20 protein-coding genes and 1 pseudogene are annotated in these 19,951 nt (G+C 56.8%); 9 read left to right on the top strand and 12 right to left on the bottom strand.

Annotated elements, in window-relative coordinates; genetic code table 11:
• Together ACNQ0T_RS22500 and cadR are read right to left on the bottom strand one after the other, a co-directional pair.
• Positions 1–64, bottom strand: a 64-nt coding sequence (locus ACNQ0T_RS22500; RefSeq protein ID WP_225666470.1) for a hypothetical protein, incomplete at its 3' end; no start/stop codon positions are given.
• 90 nt (positions 65–154) lie between these two features.
• Positions 155–589 (bottom strand): Cd(II)/Pb(II)-responsive transcriptional regulator, encoded by a 435-nt coding sequence (gene cadR, locus ACNQ0T_RS22495; RefSeq protein WP_000405672.1) that lies wholly within the window; start codon positions 587–589, stop codon positions 155–157.
• A gap of 85 nt (positions 590–674) precedes the next feature.
• Here cadR and ACNQ0T_RS22490 point away from each other — a divergent pair, with 85 nt between their 5' ends.
• A complete protein-coding gene (locus ACNQ0T_RS22490) occupies positions 675–3,080 on the top strand; it encodes a heavy metal translocating P-type ATPase (RefSeq protein ID WP_001287661.1) in 2,406 nt (801 codons plus the stop codon).
• Positions 3,077–4,153: a signal peptidase II gene (gene lspA / locus ACNQ0T_RS22485; RefSeq protein WP_000118563.1), complete on the top strand. Its 1,077-nt coding sequence runs from the start codon at positions 3,077–3,079 to the stop codon at positions 4,151–4,153. The genes ACNQ0T_RS22490 and lspA overlap by 4 nt, the downstream gene beginning before the upstream one ends.
• A gap of 8 nt (positions 4,154–4,161) precedes the next feature.
• Here lspA and ACNQ0T_RS22480 read toward each other — a convergent pair whose 3' ends face one another.
• The 7 genes from ACNQ0T_RS22480 to merT form a co-directional block, all read right to left on the bottom strand.
• Positions 4,162–4,374, bottom strand: coding sequence for a DUF3330 domain-containing protein (locus ACNQ0T_RS22480; RefSeq protein WP_000993245.1), 213 nt, complete (start codon positions 4,372–4,374; stop codon positions 4,162–4,164).
• A gap of 65 nt (positions 4,375–4,439) precedes the next feature.
• Positions 4,440–4,676: a broad-spectrum mercury transporter MerE gene (gene merE, locus ACNQ0T_RS22475; RefSeq protein ID WP_001087807.1), complete on the bottom strand. Its 237-nt coding sequence runs from the start codon at positions 4,674–4,676 to the stop codon at positions 4,440–4,442.
• Positions 4,673–5,038 carry a mercury resistance co-regulator MerD gene (gene merD / locus ACNQ0T_RS22470; protein WP_001277466.1) on the bottom strand — a complete coding sequence of 122 codons (366 nt, stop codon included), beginning with the start codon at positions 5,036–5,038 and terminating at the stop codon, positions 4,673–4,675. The genes merE and merD overlap by 4 nt, the downstream gene beginning before the upstream one ends.
• A gap of 17 nt (positions 5,039–5,055) precedes the next feature.
• A complete protein-coding gene (merA, locus tag ACNQ0T_RS22465; protein ID WP_000209296.1) occupies positions 5,056–6,741 on the bottom strand; it encodes a mercury(II) reductase in 1,686 nt (561 codons plus the stop codon).
• Positions 6,742–6,779: 38 nt separating this feature from the next.
• A complete protein-coding gene (merC, locus tag ACNQ0T_RS22460; protein WP_000522996.1) occupies positions 6,780–7,205 on the bottom strand; it encodes an organomercurial transporter MerC in 426 nt (141 codons plus the stop codon).
• A gap of 27 nt (positions 7,206–7,232) precedes the next feature.
• Positions 7,233–7,508 carry a mercury resistance system periplasmic binding protein MerP gene (gene merP, locus ACNQ0T_RS22455; protein ID WP_000732275.1) on the bottom strand — a complete coding sequence of 92 codons (276 nt, stop codon included), beginning with the start codon at positions 7,506–7,508 and terminating at the stop codon, positions 7,233–7,235.
• 15 nt (positions 7,509–7,523) lie between these two features.
• Complete coding sequence (gene merT, locus ACNQ0T_RS22450) at positions 7,524–7,889, bottom strand: mercuric ion transporter MerT (RefSeq protein WP_001294656.1); 366 nt, start codon at positions 7,887–7,889, stop codon at positions 7,524–7,526.
• Positions 7,890–7,960: 71 nt separating this feature from the next.
• On the opposite strand from merT, the gene merR reads away from it, so the two are divergent.
• Both merR and pagP read left to right on the top strand, forming a co-directional pair.
• A complete protein-coding gene (gene merR / locus ACNQ0T_RS22445) occupies positions 7,961–8,416 on the top strand; it encodes an Hg(II)-responsive transcriptional regulator (protein ID WP_001166628.1) in 456 nt (151 codons plus the stop codon).
• A gap of 48 nt (positions 8,417–8,464) precedes the next feature.
• Complete coding sequence (pagP, locus tag ACNQ0T_RS22440) at positions 8,465–9,040, top strand: lipid IV(A) palmitoyltransferase PagP (RefSeq protein ID WP_045270086.1); 576 nt, start codon at positions 8,465–8,467, stop codon at positions 9,038–9,040.
• Positions 9,041–9,047: 7 nt separating this feature from the next.
• On the opposite strand, the gene ACNQ0T_RS22435 is transcribed toward pagP, so the two are convergent.
• The 3 genes from ACNQ0T_RS22435 to ACNQ0T_RS22425 form a co-directional block, all read right to left on the bottom strand.
• The gene (locus ACNQ0T_RS22435) at positions 9,048–9,971 is read right to left on the bottom strand and encodes an acyltransferase (RefSeq protein ID WP_024196075.1); all 924 of its coding nucleotides are present in this window, start codon (positions 9,969–9,971) and stop codon (positions 9,048–9,050) included.
• Between the two features lie 192 nt (positions 9,972–10,163).
• Entirely contained in the window at positions 10,164–13,220 is a 3,057-nt protein-coding gene (locus ACNQ0T_RS22430) for an efflux RND transporter permease subunit (protein WP_016241531.1), read from the bottom strand.
• On the bottom strand, positions 13,220–14,305 hold the full coding sequence (locus ACNQ0T_RS22425; RefSeq protein ID WP_016241530.1) for an efflux RND transporter periplasmic adaptor subunit: 1,086 nt from the start codon (positions 14,303–14,305) through the stop codon (positions 13,220–13,222). The genes ACNQ0T_RS22430 and ACNQ0T_RS22425 overlap by 1 nt, the downstream gene beginning before the upstream one ends.
• A 524-nt stretch (positions 14,306–14,829) precedes the next feature.
• Between ACNQ0T_RS22425 and ACNQ0T_RS22420 the strand changes: the two genes are divergently transcribed.
• The 5 genes and pseudogenes from ACNQ0T_RS22420 to ACNQ0T_RS22400 form a co-directional block, all read left to right on the top strand.
• A complete protein-coding gene (locus ACNQ0T_RS22420) occupies positions 14,830–15,261 on the top strand; it encodes a universal stress protein (protein WP_016241528.1) in 432 nt (143 codons plus the stop codon).
• A gap of 50 nt (positions 15,262–15,311) precedes the next feature.
• Positions 15,312–17,999 carry a cation-transporting P-type ATPase gene (locus ACNQ0T_RS22415; protein ID WP_417930379.1) on the top strand — a complete coding sequence of 896 codons (2,688 nt, stop codon included), beginning with the start codon at positions 15,312–15,314 and terminating at the stop codon, positions 17,997–17,999.
• A gap of 890 nt (positions 18,000–18,889) precedes the next feature.
• The gene (locus ACNQ0T_RS22410) at positions 18,890–19,219 is read left to right on the top strand and encodes a type II toxin-antitoxin system RelE/ParE family toxin (RefSeq protein WP_016156492.1); all 330 of its coding nucleotides are present in this window, start codon (positions 18,890–18,892) and stop codon (positions 19,217–19,219) included.
• Positions 19,200–19,481: a helix-turn-helix domain-containing protein gene (locus ACNQ0T_RS22405; protein ID WP_000780222.1), complete on the top strand. Its 282-nt coding sequence runs from the start codon at positions 19,200–19,202 to the stop codon at positions 19,479–19,481. The genes ACNQ0T_RS22410 and ACNQ0T_RS22405 overlap by 20 nt, the downstream gene beginning before the upstream one ends.
• A 277-nt stretch (positions 19,482–19,758) precedes the next feature.
• Positions 19,759–19,951: pseudogene (locus tag ACNQ0T_RS22400) on the top strand (IS5/IS1182 family transposase); the annotation flags it as partial.

Here is a 19,951-nt window from a genome sequence, read left to right as displayed (position 1 = left end):
CCTGGCAATGAATATGGAAAGAGTTTTTACCCAGATCGATACCAATGAGCGCAATGTTTTCCATGATAGTTCTCCGAATGAAAGCCTGTCCTCAGCATAGTACCGGGAAGGAGGGAGTGACCATCTCATTAAATAAAGCACGCTAAGCCCTTACTTACCCAGATGTTTGACTGTTCGTGGCACTTTCACCATGGCAATTGCCCAACCCTTGCAAAATGCCGCACGCCTCTACAGATCGAGAGCCAGAACACTTCTCGCGCAAATCAACCAAGTGCCGTTTTAACTGCAACAGCGCGGACACACGCATTTCCACCTGTTGAATATGGGCCTCCAGCAGCGTGATGACCTCCCCACAGTCCTGCATCGGGTTGTCTCGCAGACCCAGCAATGCGCGAATCTCGCTCAACGTCATGTCGAGCGAACGGCAATGACGGATGAATTGCAAGCGCTCAATGTGCGCCTCACCGTACAACCGAAAGTTGCCACCGCTTCGCGCTGGCTTTGGCAGTAGCCCTTCCTTCTCGTAGTAGCGGATGGTCACGACCTCGCACCCAGAGCGCTTGGCGAGGTCGCCAATTCTGATTTCCATGCATCAATCTCCAATTATCACTTGACTCTATAGTGACTATAGAGATTTTAATGGAGGCTGAATAGAAGATTTTCAGGAGTTACTCATGAGCGAATGCGCTTCAAAGGGGTGTGGCTGCACGACTGAGCCGATCATCCAACCCACGGCACCGGCCCCGCTGGCAACCGGATCGGCTCAAGCGGTGTACCGCATCGAGAACATGGATTGCCCGACCGAAGAGGCGCTGATCCGAAGCAAACTGGCCGGTCTGGCGGGGGTGGCGGGTCTTGAATTCAACCTGATGCAACGTACCTTGACCGTGCGACACGAATTGCCTTCGTTGTCTCCCGTCGAGCAGGCGCTGAAGGCCATCGGCATGCAAGCTGTGCGCATGGATCAGGCGTCGGCCGAGCAGACGACCAAGCTGTCCATTGCCAAGATGGATTGCCCGACCGAAGAGACGTTGATCCGCAACAAGCTCGGCACCGTGGCCGGTGTTGCTGATCTCGATTTCAACCTGATGCAGCGCACGCTGTCGGTACGCCATGCGAACCAGGTTCTGCCAGACGTGCTCGTGGCACTGCAAGCGCTTGGATTCGAGGCGCAGGTCGTGGACACGGCAGAGGTCGCATCTCCATCCGCCGCCCCTGTGACCACGCCGACCAACTGGTGGCCGCTGGGCATCTCCTTGGTCACTGCATCGGCGGCCGAGGCGGTCTACTGGCTCCACAACGGCAATCACTGGTCGGTTGTCGTTCTGGCGCTTGTCGCGGTCTTCACGGGTGGCCTCTCCACCTACAAGAAGGGGTGGATCGCGCTCAAGAACCGTAATCTCAACATGAACGCCCTCATGTCGATTGCGGTCACGGGTGCCATGTTGATCGGCCACTGGCCCGAAGCGGCAATGGTGATGGTACTGTTCGCGCTGGCCGAGGTAATCGAAGCCAAATCGCTGGATCGCGCTCGTAACGCTATCCGTGGCCTGCTCGACCTGACCCCGGAACAGGCCACGGTACAGCAGGCTGACGGCACATGGCGCGAGGTGGGCGCCAAGCAAATCACCATCGGCGCCCGCGTCCGGGTCAAACCAGGTGAGCGCATCGCCCTTGATGGTGAGGTGCTGGAAGGCCGCTCTGCCGTCAACCAAGCCCCGATCACGGGTGAAAGCCTCCCGGTCGAAAAATCCCCCGGTGATTCGGTGTTCGCTGGCACGATCAACGAATCCGGCTCGTTCGAGTACCGCGTCACCGCCTTGGCCAACAACTCCACTTTGGCCCGGATCATTCACGCGGTAGAGGCTGCGCAAGGTAGTCGTGCGCCGACTCAGCGTTTTGTCGATCAGTTCGCCCGCTGGTACACCCCCGTTGTATTCGGCGTTGCCATCGCCGTCGCGTTGTTGCCGCCGCTGTTCATGGGTGCGGCATGGCTCGACTGGATCTACCGTGCATTGGTTCTGCTGGTGGTCGCCTGCCCGTGCGCACTGGTGATCTCTACACCGGTCAGCATCGTCAGCGGCCTGGCCGCCGCCGCCCGCCACGGCATTCTCATCAAAGGTGGCGTCTATCTGGAAGAAGGCCGCAAGCTGCGCTGGCTGGCTCTGGACAAGACCGGCACGATCACGCACGGCAAGCCCGCACAGACCGACTTTGTCACATGGGGCAATGCACTCGCCTCGGACAGCCGCAGCATCGCTGCCAGTCTGGCGGCCCGCTCGGACCATCCTGTATCCAAGGCGGTGGCACAGGCCGCGCAGACGGACGGGGTTGCCTTGCTCGACGTGGCCGAATTCAACGCGCTGCCCGGTCGGGGTGTGCAAGGCCAAATCAACGGTGCGACCTACCATCTGGGCAACCACCGGATGCTCGAAGAGCTGGGGCAGTGCACACCAGAGCTGGAGCAGCGCATCGCTGCGCTGGAAACCGCTGGCAAGACCGTCGTGATGCTGGTGGGCGCAAAAGGGGTACATGGCTTATTCGCCGTTGCGGACACCATCAAGGACAGCAGCAAGAGAGCCATCGCCGAGCTGCATGCTCTGGGCATCAACACCGTGATGTTGACCGGCGATAACCCCCACACGGCACAGGCCATCGCCGCACAAGCCGGCATTGACCGCGCGCAAGGCAACCAACTGCCCGACGACAAACTGCGCGAAGTGGAGCAATTGTCCAGAAACGGCAAGGTTGGCATGGTCGGTGATGGCATCAACGACGCACCGGCCTTGGCGCGTGCGGACATTGGCTTTGCAATGGGAGCGGCGGGCACAGATACCGCTATTGAAACCGCCGACGTGGCCCTGATGGACGATGACCTGCGCAAGATTCCGACCTTCGTGCGCCTGTCGCGTGCGACAGCACAGGTGCTGATGCAAAACATTGTGCTGGCCCTTGGCATCAAGGCGGTATTTTTGGTGCTCACCTTCACGGGTCACGCGACCATGTGGATGGCTGTGTTCGCCGATATGGGTGCCAGCTTGCTTGTTGTCGGCAACGGCTTGAGGTTGTTGCGCCGATGAGCTGGAAACTCTTTCTCTATGACTGGGGTGGCCTGAACATCGCGTTGTTTCAAGCCATCAACACAGGCACGCCCGCCACGCTGAAACCACTGGCATGGTTCTTTGGCCTCGTGGGAAGTTACTGGACAGCGCCGCTGATGCTGTTGGGTCTGTGGTGGTGGTCGAAATCGGCTACAAACCCGGCGCGTGGTACGGCCGTTCGGCATCGCCTTATTGGTTTTAGCGCGGCCTTCTTGCTGGCGTTATTGGTCGCCACCGCCTTGAAGCTATGGTTCGACTTTCCACGCCCGCCTGCCGTCCTTGGCGACCTGGCGCGCGTCATCGGGGACAAAGAGCTTCACTACAGCCTGCCCAGCGGGCATGCCACCTATGCCGCGATGGTGGTCGGTGCGCTCTGGCCTTTGATGGGCCGCCGTGGTCGTCTCAGTTTAATGCTGTACGCCACATTGGTCGGCTGGTCGCGCATCGCGGCCGGAATGCACTTTCCGGCCGATGTGTTGGCGGGGTGGACGCTGGGATGGAGCTGCACGGCACTCGCCGGGTGGTTGCTGCCGTTGGCCGCCCCTGTGTGGCAATCGGCCCGCCGCACATCGGCTTGGGTCTGGTTCACCGTGGCCGCCAGTGCTGTCATGACCGATCAGCTCACGAAGTTCGCCATCATCCGCACGTTTGCCTACGGTGAGCAAGTCGAAATCACCCCGTTTTTCAACCTCGTTCATGTCCTGAATCCGGGTGCGGCATTCAGCTTTTTGGCGAACGCTGGTGGCTGGCAACGTTACTTTTTCATCACGCTGGGTCTGGCTGTTTCTGCTTGGCTGGGGCGCATGCTGTGCCAGCAACGGCCACGTCTCGAAGCGATGGGCTACAGCCTGATCCTCGGCGGTGCGCTGGGCAATGTCGCGGATCGTGTGCTGCGTGGACAGGTTGTTGATTTCCTTGACTTCCATTGGCGACTTGCGCACTGGCCCGCCTTCAACCTCGCTGATGTGGCGATAACTATCGGAGCGCTCTGCCTGTTCTTGACGGTTGTACCGAAAAGCAGTAAAGGCACAGAGGCCGAGGTGTCCGGTTAAGCTATGCCTCAATCTGACGGCTGCGAACCGCCAGGGACAGGCGCAATGTCAGATTCTGTCGCGGCCTTGGCGCGTGCCTGGAAGCGTTCATAGCAATCCAGCCCGCAGAAATGTTCGACGTATTCCGCGCCTTCCGGGGTGAAGGCGGCATCGAGCGGAATTTCTTTGCAGCATACGCAGCAGGTGGTGCAACTGGCAGTGTTCGGGGCGTTTGCGTTCATGGTGGTACTCCTCCAGATTGGTAGCGAAGCTCAAAGCTGCCCACTCTCGGCTGGCTGGGAAGCGGTCATGATCTTCCCTTGAAGGCCCGCAGCAGCCGCGTCACAGACAGGACAAACAAGCCGGTCAGCGTGAGGGCTGCAATACCCCAGTGCTCCCCGATGAACGCGCCGGCCGTCGTGCCGGCTAGCACAATGGCGAGAATCGGCAAATGGCAGGGACAGGTGAGCACGGCCAGCGCGCCCCACAAGTAGCCGGTGATCGGTTTGTGCGTCTCAGACGGCAAGTGCTCTGGGCTGTTCATGGCAGACTCTCCGCGTGCTGTGCCGGTTCGGTTGGCATGGCGGCCAGTTGCATTTCGAGGCTGGCCAGGGCCTCGCGCCGACGCTCGACGAGTTGCCGCAACACGGCAAGCTGCGCAGACGCACCGTCACCGTCCGCAGCATCCAGCGCCCGGCACAGCCGCGCCAGTGCGTCCAGGCCGATACCCGCTTCGAAGGCAGCCCGTACAAAGCGCAGCCGTTGCAACGCGGTGTCATCGAACAAGCCGTAGCCGCCCGTGGTGTACGCGACCGGCCGTAGCAATCCGCGCAGCAGGTAGTCGCGCACGATATGCACGCTCACCCCGGCATCAAGGGCCAGCCGGGACACTGTGTAGGCGCTCATTGAACACCTCCTTTTCCTCATCCGGCGCAGCACGAAAGCTGCTTCACGTCCTTGCTGAAGGTCTGCGCCGCGAGCTTCAGCCCTTCGACCATGGTCAGGTAGGGGAACAATTGGTCGGCCAGTTCCTGCACGGTCATACGGTTGCGAATGGCGAGCACCGCCGTCTGGATCAGTTCACCCGCTTCCGGGGCCACCGCTTGCACGCCGATGAGCCGTCCGCTACCTTCCTCGATGACCAGCTTGATGAAGCCGCGTGTGTCGAAGTTGGCAAGCGCACGCGGCACGTTATCCAGTGTTAGCAGGCGACTGTCGGTCTCGATCCCGTCGTGATGTGCTTCCGCCTCGCTGTAGCCCACGGTGGCGACCTGCGGGTCGGTGAACACCACGGCCGGCATTGCGGTCAGGTCCAGGGCCGCATCGCCGCCAGTCATGTTGATCGCCGCACGAGTGCCGGCCGCTGCCGCCACATAGACGAACTGCGGCTGGTCGGTGCAGTCGCCGGCCGCGTAGATGTTCGGGCTACTGGTGCGCATGCCCTTGTCGATGACGATGGCCCCCTGCGCATTGACGGCTACCCCCGCCGCTTCCAATGCCAGGCTGCGCGTGTTCGGTGTCCGGCCGGTGGCGACCAGCAGCTTGTCGGCGCGCAATTCACCGTGCGTGGTGGTCAGCACGAATTCACCGTCCATATGGGCGACCTGGCTGGCTTGCGTGTGCTCCAGCACCTCGATGCCCTCGGCACGGAAAGCGGCTGTCACCGCCTCGCCGATGGCCGGGTCTTCACGGAAGAACAAGGTATTGCGCGCCAGGGCCGTGACCTTGCTGCCCAGCCGGGCAAAGGCTTGCGCCAGCTCCAGCGCCACCACCGACGAGCCGATTACGGCAAGGCGTTCGGGAATGGTGTCGCTCGCCAGGGCCTCGGTGGAAGTCCAGTAGGGTGACTCTTTCAAGCCCGGAATCGGCGGGACCGCCGGGCTGGCACCCGTGGCGACCAGGCAGCGGTCGAACATCACGACGCGCTCGCCACCCTCGTTCAAACTAACGATAAGGCTCTGGTCGTCCTTGAAACGCGCTTCACCGTGCAGAACGGTGATGGCTGAATTGCCGTCCAGGATGCCTTCGTACTTGGCATGACGGAGTTCTTCGACACGGGCCTGCTGCTGGGCCAGCAGCCGCTCGCGCAAGATCGTCGGCGGTGTGGGTGGCATGCCGCCGTCGAATGGGCTTTCCCGGCGCAGATGGGCGATGTGGGCGGCGCGGATCATGATCTTGGACGGCACACAACCGACGTTGACGCAGGTGCCGCCGATGGTGCCGCGCTCAATCAGCGTGACCTGCGCGCCTTGCTCGACGGCCTTCAGTGCTGCCGCCATCGCGGCTCCACCGCTACCAATGACGACGACCTGCAACGGGCGTTCGTTGCCACTGGGCTTATCAGCGGCCCCTATCCAGCCGCGCATCTTGTCGAGCAGGCCGGCGCGGTTGTCCGTCGGTGGCGCATCGGCAAGCGTTGCCTCGTAGCCCAGTCCGGCCACGGCGGTAGTCAGCGCATCCGATGACGTGCCCGCCTCAATGGCGAGTTGCGCTGTGCCCTTCGGATAGGACACCAGCGCCGATTGCACGCCGGGCACTTTCTCCAAGGCTTCCTTGACGTGAGCCGCGCACGAGTCGCAGGTCATCCCGGTGATTTTCAGGGTGGTCATGTATTTTTCCTTTTCTGTGGTGGCTACGGCTGTTGCCGTCAGCCACGTTGTTCTGGCAATTCACAGCTGTCCGGCCCGCAGCGGCGATGTGCTGGCGAGATGAAATCCCAGACCGACACCCCAACCATCAAGGCCAGGCCGACATAGAGCAGTCCACCGCTCTGCCAGCCGTAAGCCCGCATTAAAAACACCGCTGCCAGCACCAAGATCGGGCCTATCGTGCCGAGCGCCGTGCGTCGCCACTGTCGATGATTGAGCCAAGCGATAGCATTGGCGAGTAACGCGATGCCGGCGAACATCGGCAGCAGGATGCCAATGAATAGCCCCTCGTACTGGCTCAAGAAGCCCAGTCCGATGGCCGCGCCAAAGCTGGCGATGGCAGGAAAACAGGCGGCGCAGCCCATCGCGGAAACGACGCTGCCGAGCGCGCCGGTTTTGCCAGCGATGCGCGTGATGAGTCCCATGTGTCGCTCCCGAGTTCGGTTAACGGATCAGCGTTTGAGGCTGGACGGATAGCCCGCGTCCTCGGTCGCCTTGGTCAACTTCTGGACGTTGGTCTTGGCATCGTCGAAGGTGACGACGGCCTGGCGCTTGTCGAAACTTACGTCGGTCTTGCTCACGCCCTCAACCTTGGAAAGCGCGTGCTTGACAGTGATCGGGCAAGAGGCGCAGGTCATGCCAGGCACGGACAGCGTGACGGTCTGGGTGGCGGCCCACACGGGGGCAACAACGGCAGCGAGGGCGAGGGCGGCAAACAGTTTTTTCATGATGAACTCCTGTGATTAATAGAAAAATGGCATGACGTAGGGAAATCCGAGCGAGACCAGGACCAGCGCGGCCACGATCCAGAAAATGAGCTTGTAAGTAGCTCGCACTTGGGGAATCGCGCAGACCTCACCCGGTTTGCAGGCTTGCGCCGGGCGGTAGATGCGCCGCCAGGCGAAAAACAGCGCGACCAGCGCTGCGCCGATGAAGATCGGGCGATAGGGTTCCAGCACCGTCAGGTTGCCGATCCATGCCCCGCTGAACCCCAAGGCGATCAAAACCAGCGGCCCCAGGCAGCAGGCCGACGCAAGAATGGCGGCCAGCCCACCGGCGAAGAGCGCGCCGCGCCCGTTTTGTGGTTCAGACTTTTGTGGTTCAGACATACGCTTGTCCTTTCAAATTTGGTTTGGATAGCTTAAGCTTACTTCCGTAGTTATGTACGGAGTCAAGCGATATGCAAATTAATTTTGAGAATCTGACCATTGGCGTTTTTGCCAAGGCGGCCGGGGTCAATGTGGAGACCATCCGGTTCTACCAGCGCAAGGGCCTGCTGCCGGAGCCAGACAAGCCCTATGGCAGCATTCGCCGCTATGGCGAGGCGGATGTAACACGAGTGCGGTTCGTGAAATCGGCCCAGCGGCTGGGCTTTAGCCTGGACGAAATCGCCGAGCTACTGCGGCTGGAGGATGGCACCCATTGCGAGGAAGCCAGCGGCCTGGCCGAGCACAAGCTCAAGGATGTGCGCGAGAAGATGGCCGACTTGGCACGCATGGAGGCCGTGCTGTCTGAACTGGTGTGCGCCTGCCATGCGCGGAAAGGGAACGTTTCCTGCCCGCTGATTGCGTCACTGCAAGACGGAACGAAGCTCGCTGCATCGGCGCGGGGGAGTCACGGGGTGACTACGCCTTAGCGTGCTTTATTTTCCGAATTCTGAGACGACCCCTTTAAGGATAAAACAATGCGACGTTGTCTGCGGATAGTGTGGGGAACTCTGTTTATTTTCGCCTTTGCGGTACAGGCGGAAACAAAGGTTTATGGCGAACAACGCGTCAGCGGCTGGTGGAACTGGCTAAAAGACGATGTCTCGCAAACCTGGAATCAGCCGCAAAACTACGACCTGTATCTGCCATTTCTCAGCTGGCACAACCGCTTTATGTACGATAAAGAGAAAACCGATAACTACAATGAGATGCCGTGGGGCGGGGGATTTGGTGTCTCAAGATATAACGAAGAAGGTAACTGGAGCTCACTCTACGCGATGATGTTTAAGGATTCGCACAACGAGTGGCAGCCGATTATCGGCTACGGCTGGGAGAAGGGCTGGTATCTGGACAGTAGTCGCGATTTTCGCCTGGGGCTTGGGGTGACCGCCGGGATCACCGCCCGAGAAGACTTCGCCAACTACGTACCGCTACCGATTATTTTGCCGCTCTTTTCCGCCAGCTATCGCCGCCTGAGCGTGCAGTTCACCTATATTCCCGGCACCTACAATAACGGCAACGTGCTGTTTGCGTGGCTGCGCTACGGTTTTTAAGAGGGCATCAAATCGTAATCACCTTTTTCACCAGCGAATTGGACAGCGCTAGCATTGAAATTAACACCGAGGCGATGAACGTCAGGACAATCAGCATTAACTTGGTTCCCAGCGAGCTAATTGGGATAAGCGCGGTCAGCAGATGAAAAACGGAGTAGTGAAGAATATAGACGCCGGTCATCGTTTTGCTGATAGTCGCCAGAATGGTCTCTTTAAACTCGCTGTTTTTACGAAACCGCACGCCGTTGGCGGCAATCACCAGCGCCACCACCAAAATATAAATTTGTGATCCGGTAAGAATGAACGCATTTCTGTCAGCCTTAAACAGGGCGAAGAAGAAATGGCGCTCGTAAAACCAGGTGAAGAGATAAATAAACGGAATGGCGATCATCGCGCCTTTCACCACTCTCTCGCGGGTCAGCCAACTGGCGACCAGCGGATCGCTGAACAGCTGGCCGGTCAGGTAAAACAGCAGCCAGGTCCACAAACGGTACTGCGGGGCCAGGCTCAGCGCATGAACATCAGGATACAGCGCGGACAGCAGATCGTAGCCATATGAGAGCAACAGCAGCGCAAATACCACGCCGAAAAATAGCTTGCGTCGCTGGCTGAGCCACTCGATAAGCGGATGAAAGGTGTAAATCACAATAAAGGCAAAAACAAACCACGGCTGGATAAGATAACCGCGCTGGTAGGGTTCCCAGAGATAGTACACTGTCATCCAGAACAGGAAGACGATAACTACGCTTTTGATTTTACCCATTTGCCACTGCGCATCGTGCCGTGACTGCGAATCCAGATAGCCCGCCACCACAAAAAACAGCGGCGTGGCTATGGTCGAAATAAACGTCAGAAAACCGAGGATCCAGTGATAGTCGTAATCATAGTGATCCCTGGTGTTATAAATGGTGAAGAAGGTCACCGCCGTCATGCATCCCAGCGTTTTAATAATATTTAATCCGGTACTGTTCATTATTGTGGCTTCATATCCTTAGAGCCTATCCCATTAGGCTATTTTATTTGCCATTTTGGTCCTGGGCAGTGCTCACAAGCCTCACGTACTGCGTGTACGCTTCGGTTGTTGCGCGCTGTCCGTGCCCAAACTGGCTGCAACAATATACGCCTACTGGGATAGGCTCTTATTATGGAAACAGGCGTAAATCACTGGCAGAACCAGCAGCGTCAGAATAGTAGCAAAACCCAGACCAAACATAATAACTACCGCCATACTCTGGAAGAAGACATCCAATAATAAAGGGGCCAGACCGAGAACGGTGGTGAAGGCGGTCAGCAGAATAGGGCGCAGACGCGAGGTGGCGGCATAAATAATGGCTTCCTGCTGCGCTTTTTCCTGCTTCTGCTGCTCAATTTCCTCAACCAGCACGATGCCGTTACGAATCAACATCCCGCTCAGGCTAAGCAAGCCTATCAATGCCATAAAGCCAAAAGGAATACCGGTAATCAAAAAGCCTGGCGTTACGCCAATCAGCGCCAGCGGCACCGTCAGCCAGATAGCGATCGCGTTTTTCAGCGAGCTGAACATCAGCACAGTGATAACAAACATCACCAGGTAACCCAGCGGCAGGGTGGTGAACAACCCCTGCTGCGCTTCGCGGGAATTCTCCGCGTCGCCGCCCCACTCAATACTGTAGCCGTGCGGTAGGGCGAGGGCATCGATTTGCGGCTTCACGCGCGCCAGAATATCGCCTGAGGTTTGATTGCTCAGCGGATCGGGGTCGGTCTGCACGGTCAGTACGCGGCTGCGGTCGCGGCGCAGGATCAAAGGATCTTCCCACTCGAGATTAAAGCCGCTGACCACGTTACTGAGCGGGATATACTGCTGGCGGTTTTGGCTCCAGACCAGCACATTATTCAGGTGGTTAGCATCCTGGCGCTCGGCGGCTGGTGGGCGAACCACCACCGGCAGCAGGTCAGCCCCTTCGCGATAGAGTCCCGCACGGCTACCAGAGAAATTCATCTCCAGCGCGTTATCGATATCCTGTTTATCTACTCCCAGTTCGCGGCCTAAGCTGGCGGAATATTGTGGGCGGATAACCTTGCTGCGGTTCTGCCAGTCGTTGCGCACGCCGTCGGTGGCCGGGTCTGCGGAGAGAATATCGCCCACCTGGCTGGCGAGCAGGCGCAGGCGGTCGGGATCCGGGCCTTTGATGCGCACTTCAATGGCGCTATCGCCGGAAGGGCCGAACATCACGCGTTTGCTGCTGGCATTAACCTGCGGATAGTTGCGCGCAATATAGCTGTCAACATGCTGCGTCAGAGCGTTAATACTGCGCTGGTCGTCCATGCGTACCATGATCTGCGCGTAGTTGCTGTATTGCCGTTGCCCGCTGTAGGTGAGGATAAAACGCATACTGCCCTGACCAACGGTGGCGATGGTGGTGACAACGCCCGGCTGGCCGTTAATCGAGGTTTCAATATCGCTGGCCATCTTTTCGGTTGTCGCAATATCAGTGCCATAGGGAAGCCAGAGGTCAACAAAGAAGATAGGCGTGTTCGATGAGGGGAAAAAGTTCTGCCGCACCGAGCCGAATCCCCATATTGAAGCTGCCAGCAGCGCCGCCATGACGGTCAGGGTGATCGCTTTGCGCATCAGTAGGGTGTGCAGAATCTGCTGATAAATGCGATAAAAGCGCCCGCTGTAGGGGTCGGTATCCGAGGTTTCAGCAGGCGGCTGTTGCCCTTTGAACAGCCACCATTTAATCAGTACTGGCGTGATGGTTAACGCTGAGAACCAGCTCAGCATGAGTGAAATCAGCAGCACCTGGAACAGTGATTTGCAGTATTCTCCGGTGGAGTCCTGCGACAGGCCAATCGGCGCAAAGGCGAGAATAGCAATCACCGTCGCCCCCAGCAGCGGCAGCGCCGAGCGGCGAATCACATAATTAATCGCCGTGAGCAGCGTCGACCCCTGCTGGCGGGCAATGAGTACCCCTTCGACGATGACGATGGCATTATCGACCAGCATACTCAGGGCGATAATCAGCGCCCCCAGCGAGATACGCTGTAGCTCGATGCCCCACAGATACATAATCAGCAGCGTACCGAGCACGTTAAGCGCTAACGACAGGGCAATAATGATACCGCTGCGCACGCCCATAAAGATCAGCAGCACGCCGACGACAATGGCCAGTGCCATCAGGAAGTTAGTGATAAAGCCGTTCACCGAGTGAGCCACTTCTGCAGCCTGGTCGTAGAACAGGTCAATTTTGATCCCTGCCGGTTTTTCCGCCGACATCTGATCCAGTTTGCTTTCCAGCGCGCGACCAACGTCAATGACGTTGACGCCGGGAATAAACGACACCCCCATAGTGACCGCCTGGCGGCCATTAGCGTGATAAATGCTGGAAGGAGATTCGCTGAGTCCGCGCGATAGCGTGGCAATATCGCGCAATCGCGTCGCTGAACCTGAGCCGTGCGGGCTGATTAACAAATCGCCCAGCTCGTCGAGATTTTCAAACTCCCCCGTTGGATGCAGGCGAATTGACTCGCTGCCGGATTTAATCTCACCGGCGTTAGACACTACGTTCAAGCGACTGAGGATTGCCGCCAGTTGGTTGAGCGTGATACCGCGGGCGGTCATTTTTGCCAGCGAGATATCGATATTGATTTGTTGTGGGATCGCACCGCCGATAGCGACTTTGCCAACGCCGGGAACCAGCACCAGTTCGCGCCTGAGCTGCTCGGCGTAGCGGACCAGCTCAGGGTTGGTAAAGCTCTCGCCGGAGATAGCAAAGAAGAAGCCAAAGACATCGCCAAAATCGTCGTTCACAAAGGGGGAGGCCACGCCGGGCGGGAACATCCGGGCGGCGTCTCCTACCCGACGGCGCAGCTCATCCCAGATTTGCGGCAGCTCGCTGGAGTGATAATTCGAGGCGATATTGACGGTGATTTGCGACAGACCATTGGAGGAAATTGAGCTGACGTTGTCCAGATAGGGCAGCTGTTGCAGCGCGTTCTCCAGCGGCAGGGTGACTTCTTCCTCAACCTGCTGCGCCGAGGCTCCCGGATAGTGGGTGATGACCACGGCGGTCTTGATGGTAAACGCCGGGTCTTCCAGGCGACCGATATTCAGCAGGGCGAAAATACCCCCGATGCCCAGCAGTAAAATAGTCAGCCAGACGCGAATCGGGTTGTTAATAAACTGACGAGAGATATCCATTACAAACCTCGTTCACGCGTCCAGATTCGAACCGGTTGCTGCGCATGCAGTTCACTGACGCCTGCCGCCACGACGCGCTCGCCGACGCTAAGCCCTTCGGTAATGACCACTCCCTGAGAGGTGACCTGGCCGACGCCAACTTTTCTGTCCTCAAGCTGTAGCTGTTCGCCTTCGCCTTTAACTACCCAGACGTGGGGCTCATTGCGCTGGCGATTATCCGGATTAAATACCGCTTCAACCGGCACCACGACGGCTTTATCGCCCGCGCTGGCGGGCAGGTTTGCCAGATTGACCGTCACGGTCCCACTCACGCCGCCCACTGACGGAAAATCGGCCGGGCGCGGCATGGTTAAAATGATCTGCCAGGTCAGAGTGTTGCTGTCGCTGCTACCGGTATGTTCTTTATATTCGGCGGTGAACTGACGGTCCGGCATAGAGTTGATTTTCACCACCGGACGATACTGCGCATTGCGGATATCAATAGTCGTAAAAAGATTCTCCGGAATGCTGAACACCACGTCGAGCAGATCGGTTCGCGTCAGGGTGACGATCGGCTGTCCGGCGGCGACAACCTGGTGATTACGGATCGGGACGCTGGCGGCAATACCGCTAAACGGCGCGGTGAGCGTCATTTGACTTAGCTCTTCGCGGGCGATTTTTAGCGCAGCGTTGGCGGAATCACGGTTGGCCCGCTGGATATCCATTTCCGCTTTTGAAATGGCCTGGCGACCGGCCAGCGTCTGGAAGCGGTCGAACTGCCGCTGAGCGAGGGTTGCTGCGGTCTGCCGTTCGTTGACGCGTTGCTGCGCTTCCCGGGCGTTGAGCCGGGCGAGCGCTTGCCCCTGAGAGATACTGGCTCCCTGACGCACATCAAGGGATTCAATCTGTCCGCCGCGTTTGAACGACAGATCGGTAGAATCCCCGGATTCAATACGGGCAGGAAAAATGCGCTGCTGTGAATCACCAATGGCGACGACATCCGCAACTTTTACCATCCGCGGCAGCGGGGTAACTTGCGGTGCTTTCTGATCGCAAGCCGTTGTTATTAAAATAACAACGGGAATGAGAGAAAAATAACGGTTCACTGTATTCCCCTCGGTGCTAAAGGTTTTATTTTACATATTTTTCACAAATGCCGGCTTTATTCAGCCAGCGCTGAGACCACTAAATAGGTAAATAACCCGGAAGCCGTACAGGCGATTATTGCCAGGGCAATAAACAGGCTCAGGCGAAACAGGCTGTAGCCGAACATTGCTCCTCCTCTGGTATCAACCTTGTGCTAAGTAGATTCTTATCTACATAATTGTTGAATGGTTTTTAGAGGCGCGCAGGCCTCTGATAATGAGCATAGTCGTTGAAAAAAGGAAATGTTAAAAAGAGTAAAATTTGCGGTAATGTTGACGATTTTGCTGGGTTTTCAGTTGAATTGTCTGAGGTCGACTGAGTCTGTGATATTTTTCAATATATTAATTGGCATCTTAATAATGTTAATCGCCGTGTGCTACGTTTAATTATACCCATCATACTTCGAATCGAGATTTCTTCCTCAGCGCCATTGTCTGCGCTGTTTTCACCACCTTTTTTTATAGGTAATAAAAGGATTGTCTCTATGTATAAAAATATCCTCGTCCCGGTTGATGTGTTTGAAACCGGCCTTGCGGACAAGGCTTTGTCCCATGCTCAATTCCTCGCGCAAAGCTCCTCCGGGCAGATTCATTTACTCAACGTCATCCCGACATTTTCTCCTGCACTGACGCGCGGATTTATTTCCGATGCGCGAAAAATGGAAGACTATCTGGTTAATAATTCAAAAGAAAAACTCGCTGAACTCATCAATAAACTCTCTCTGAAGGAAAGCGATGTCCAGATTCATATTCGCAGCGGCAACGTCCGCGATGAAGTGACGAAACTGGCAGATGAACTGAAGGCGGATGTGGTGATCATTGGCTCACGCAATCCCAATATTCAAACCCATCTGTTGGGTTCAGAGGCGGCAAGTATCGTGCGTTATGCCCATGTGCCGGTTTTTGTGGTGCGCTAAGGGCAGCCTGAGGCTGTCCTGATTTCCGTTACAGGAGTGAGGAGATAACTATGAATACAGAAAAACCGGGCGGCCCGTTTTATCAGCTCTCCGTGGATGAAACCCTGACCAGCACCAACAGCACTCCCGATGGCATCAGCAGCGCTGAAGCGACGGCGCGCTTACAGCAGTACGGTGAAAATGCGCTACCGCAAAAAGCGGGTAAACCGGCATGGCTGCGTTTTCTGGCGCATTTTAATAATGTGCTGATTTACGTCTTGCTGGCGGCGGCGCTATTGACGGCGGTGATGGGCCACTGGGTCGATACTCTGGTGATCCTCGGCGTGGCGGTGATCAACGCCCTGATTGGTCATATTCAGGAGAGTAACGCCGAAAAATCGCTCCAGAGCATTCGCAATATGCTCTCCAGCGAAGCGGTGGTGGTTCGTCAGGGGAATCATGAAACCATTCCGACCACGGCGCTGGTTCCCGGCGATATCGTGGTGATCCGCGCCGGCGACCGCATTCCAGCAGACCTGCGGGTTATCGAAGCGCATAACCTACGGGTGGAAGAGGCGATTCTGACCGGTGAATCAACGGTGGTGGAGAAAAGTACCGAAGCGCTTAGCGGCGAACTGCCGTTGGGTGACCGGACGAACCTGTTGTTCTCAGGCACCACGGTAAGCTCCGGCGGTGGCAAAGGCCTGGTGGTGGCAACCGGTGGCGATACCGAGCTGGGCCACATTAACCAGATGATGGCGGATATCGAGAAACACCGTACTCCGCTGTTGGTGCAGATGGATAAGCTCGGCAAAGCCATCTTTATCATCATTCTGGTGATGATGGCTGCGCTATTCGTCTTTAGCCTGCTGTTCCGCGATATGCCGGTTTCTGAACTGATGCTGTCGCTGATTAGCCTGGCGGTGGCGTCGGTACCGGAAGGGCTGCCGGCGATTATCTCGATTATCCTCTCGCTTGGCGTGCAAACCATGGCCCGGCAGAAGGCGATTATCCGCAAGCTGCCGACGGTCGAAACGCTAGGGGCGATGACGGTTATTTGCTCGGATAAAACCGGGACGCTGACCATGAACGAGATGACGGTTAAGGCCGTTATCACCGCCGATAAAGTCTATCGGGTGGAAGGGGACAGTTACGAGCCGGTTGGGAATATTCACCCGATCGATGAGCCGGACCCGATAACCGTCGCGCCGGGCACGCTGCTGGAGCGCTATCTGCGCACCATCGACCTGTGTAACGACAGCCAGCTAATCAAAGATGAAAGCGGGTTGTGGAAAATCACTGGCGGCCCTACGGAAGGGGCGCTGAAGGTGCTGGCGGCGAAAGTGACGCTTTCGCCGGCGAGCACCGAACTGCGCAGTAAGATCCCCTTTGATTCGCAATACAAATATATGTCAACGCTGTACCGCATCGGCAATGAGGAGACGATTTTAATTACCGGTGCGCCAGATGTGCTGTTCCGCCTGTGTCAGCATCAGCAAACCGACCATGGGCTGGAGCCGCTGGACCAGCCGTATTGGGAAGCGAAAATTGAAGAGTACGCGCGGGAAGGGCTGCGCATGGTGGCGGCAGCGTGGAAACCGGCGGCTGACGGGCAAACCGAACTCACCCATCAGGATTTGCAGCATGGCGTCATTCTGTTAGGGATCGCCGGGATGATGGACCCGCCGCGACCAGAGGCCATTACCGCTATCGGCGACTGCCTGCAGGCGGGGATCCGCGTGAAGATGATCACCGGGGACCACCCGCAAACGGCGATGAGTATCGGCAAGATGCTGGGGATCGGCAACGCCGGGAACGCCATTACCGGGCGCGAGCTGGAGGTGATGGACGATACCCAACTGAGTGAAGCGGCGCAGAAATTCGATATTTTTGCCCGTACCAGTCCGGAAGATAAGTTCCGTCTGGTTCAGGCGCTGCAAAGCAGGAAAGAGGTGGTCGGGATGACCGGTGATGGGGTGAACGACGCCCCGGCGCTGAAGCAGGCCGATGTTGGTATCGCGATGGGCATCAAGGGCACCGAAGTGACCAAAGAGGCCGCTGATATGGTGCTGACCGATGATAACTTCGCCACCATCGCCAGTGCAGTCAGGGAAGGGCGGCGGGTTTACGATAACCTGAAGAAAACGATCTTGTTCATTATGCCAACCAACCTGGCGCAGGGGTTGTTAATCATTATCGCGCTGCTGGCGGGGAATTTGATTCCGCTGACGCCGGTGTTGATTTTGTGGATGAACATGGCGACGTCGGCCACGCTGTCGTTTGGTCTGGCGTTCGAAGCCGGTGAAAAGAACATCATGCGCCGTCCGCCGCGCGATCCTAAGCTGCATGTGATGGACGGCTTTGCCATCTGGCGGGTAATTTTTGTCGGTTCGATGATCTCCGTGAGCGCCTTTGTGCTGGAGGCCTGGCTACAGCCGCGAGGCTACTCACCTGAGTTTATCCGCACCGTACTGTTGCAGACGCTGGTCACCGCACAGTGGTTTTATATGCTCAACTGCCGGGTGGCGGATGGTTTCTCACTGAGCAAAGGGCTGCTGGCGAACCGGGGTATCTGGATTGTCAGCGGCGTGTTGCTGGTGCTGCAACTGCTGATTATCTACGCGCCGTTTATGCAGATGCTGTTCGGTACCGAAGCGCTGCCGTTCCGCTACTGGGTGATCACCTTTATTATCGGTTTTGTGATGTTCCTGATTGTGGAAATTGAGAAGCCGCTGACGCGCAAGTGGCGCACGGCCTGAGTCATTCCCGGAGGCGGTGCTGCGCACCTGTCCGGGCTACCAGACAGCCGCATAATCGGTAGCCCGGACAGACGCAGCGCGCCGCCACCGTGGAAAACCAAAAAACAAAAGCCGACGCATAACGCGTCGGCTTTTCCGTTTCAGACAAAGAACACGATCTTAATCGATCAATCTTTGAGTTTAACCGGGTTATTACGATAGGCCGCCAGCTTCGCGCGCATCCAGCTGCTGCTGTTGTTATTGGGGTCAGTTTGGAGATCGGAAATTTTTGTACGTTAAGCACATTATTCAACCAATTCGGATGCGTAAGTGATTGATTTATCGTCAGTGGCTATCGCTTTTAGGTTGTCGCTCTTGCTGTATCGCATTTAGGTTATCCGATTAAGACAAAATCCCCTGAAAACGCTGTATAGCGCGGGAGTACACCCTATTGCTATAGGTAAGTCTGTTCAAAAAACAGGCTTACCGTACAATAATTCTCTATATCCAAACTGACCCCTACACGCTCGTAAGCGGCTCTTACGACCCGCTAACGCGGAGATACGCCCCAACTGCGGCTTCGCCTTGTTGTGACCACTCCGACCGCGCACAAAAGCCTCTGAGCCGCTTTTAGCGGAATATGGCTTTGCAGGGTGAAGGGATGGATAGGCGATCCCTTTCGATCCCTCACTGGTATCGGCGGCTAACCCTCGGTGCTACCTGTCATTTCATCCTGCCGCCTTACATGCGCTAACGCGCATAAATCCCCGTTCCTCAGTGGAACGAAAACTCACGCTAACAGGGTAGTGACCGGGTAGCCACGATAACTGCCAACAAAATTAGCTTGTAGGTTAATTCTACCTTGTCTGAAATTAGCCTATAGGTTAATATTAATAGAAATGGGAGGTCACATGTTTAGCGTTCTTTATCACCCGGAAGCCAGGGAAGAAGCCACAGCATTACCCGTAAAAATCAGGGTGAAGTTTGACCGTCTCATCGGCAAACTGGAGTATGACGCCCGATTACTGCGGGAGCCGGACACGAAGCCCCTGGGCGATGGACTTTTTGAGATCCGCACGATGGGGACGGACATAGCCAGGGGAATCTGGGTATACCACAAAGGCAATACCATCATCATGCTCCGTGTTTTCATCAAGAAGTCACAGAAAACGCCAGCGAAAGAAATCGATCTCGCCAAAAAGCGGTTAGCGGAGGTACTTAATGAAACTGGTAAGCCATAAAGAACTGCATAACGAGTGGATGCAGGACGATGAATATCGCGCTGCATGGCAGGAAGAAGAACGTAAGGAAAAGCTCAGGGAGCTGCTTGCTGAATGGCGCAAGCATGACAACCTGACAAAAGCGCAGGTTGCTGAACGCATGGGGGTTACACCTCCGGTTATTTCTCGCCTGGAAAACAACATCACCAAAGCCAGCATCGACACACTGACCCGCTACGCTCACGCCTGCGGCATCAAGAAACCTGTCATTGCCCTGTACTGAATAGCCAGCCCTCCGGGGCTGGCCTTTTTGTTTCGGTCAGTCCCAAAATTTTGTTAAAGCAAGTTTAAAATGTCACCTGTTTCTCCAAAGTTGAAATGTCACTTCTAAGCCAATCTATTTATACATAATCTTTACATCTTTCCCCGGTGACAAAGTGCTAATTGGTCTGTAATGTTCAATGTGTGGCAGGCAAGCCGCCGGTGACTTAGGGAAGGTGCGAACAAGTTCCTGATATGAGATCATCATATTCATCCGGAGCGCATCCCAGAGGGACATCATGAGCCATCAACTCACCTTCGCCGATAGTGAATTCAGCACTAAGCGCCGTCAGACCCGAAAAGAGATTTTCCTCTCCCGCATGGAGCAGATTTTGCCATGGCAGAATATGACCGCTGTCATCGAGCCGTTTTATCCCAAGGCGGGCAATGGCCGACGGCCCTATCCGCTGGAGACCATGCTGCGTATTCACT

This window comes from Enterobacter cloacae complex sp.6700776 (assembly GCF_048284255.1).
Lineage (GTDB): Bacteria > Pseudomonadota > Gammaproteobacteria > Enterobacterales > Enterobacteriaceae > Enterobacter > Enterobacter intestinihominis.
The sequence above is the reverse complement of the archived record's forward strand: the minus strand, read 5'-3'. Positions and strand labels throughout refer to the sequence as shown.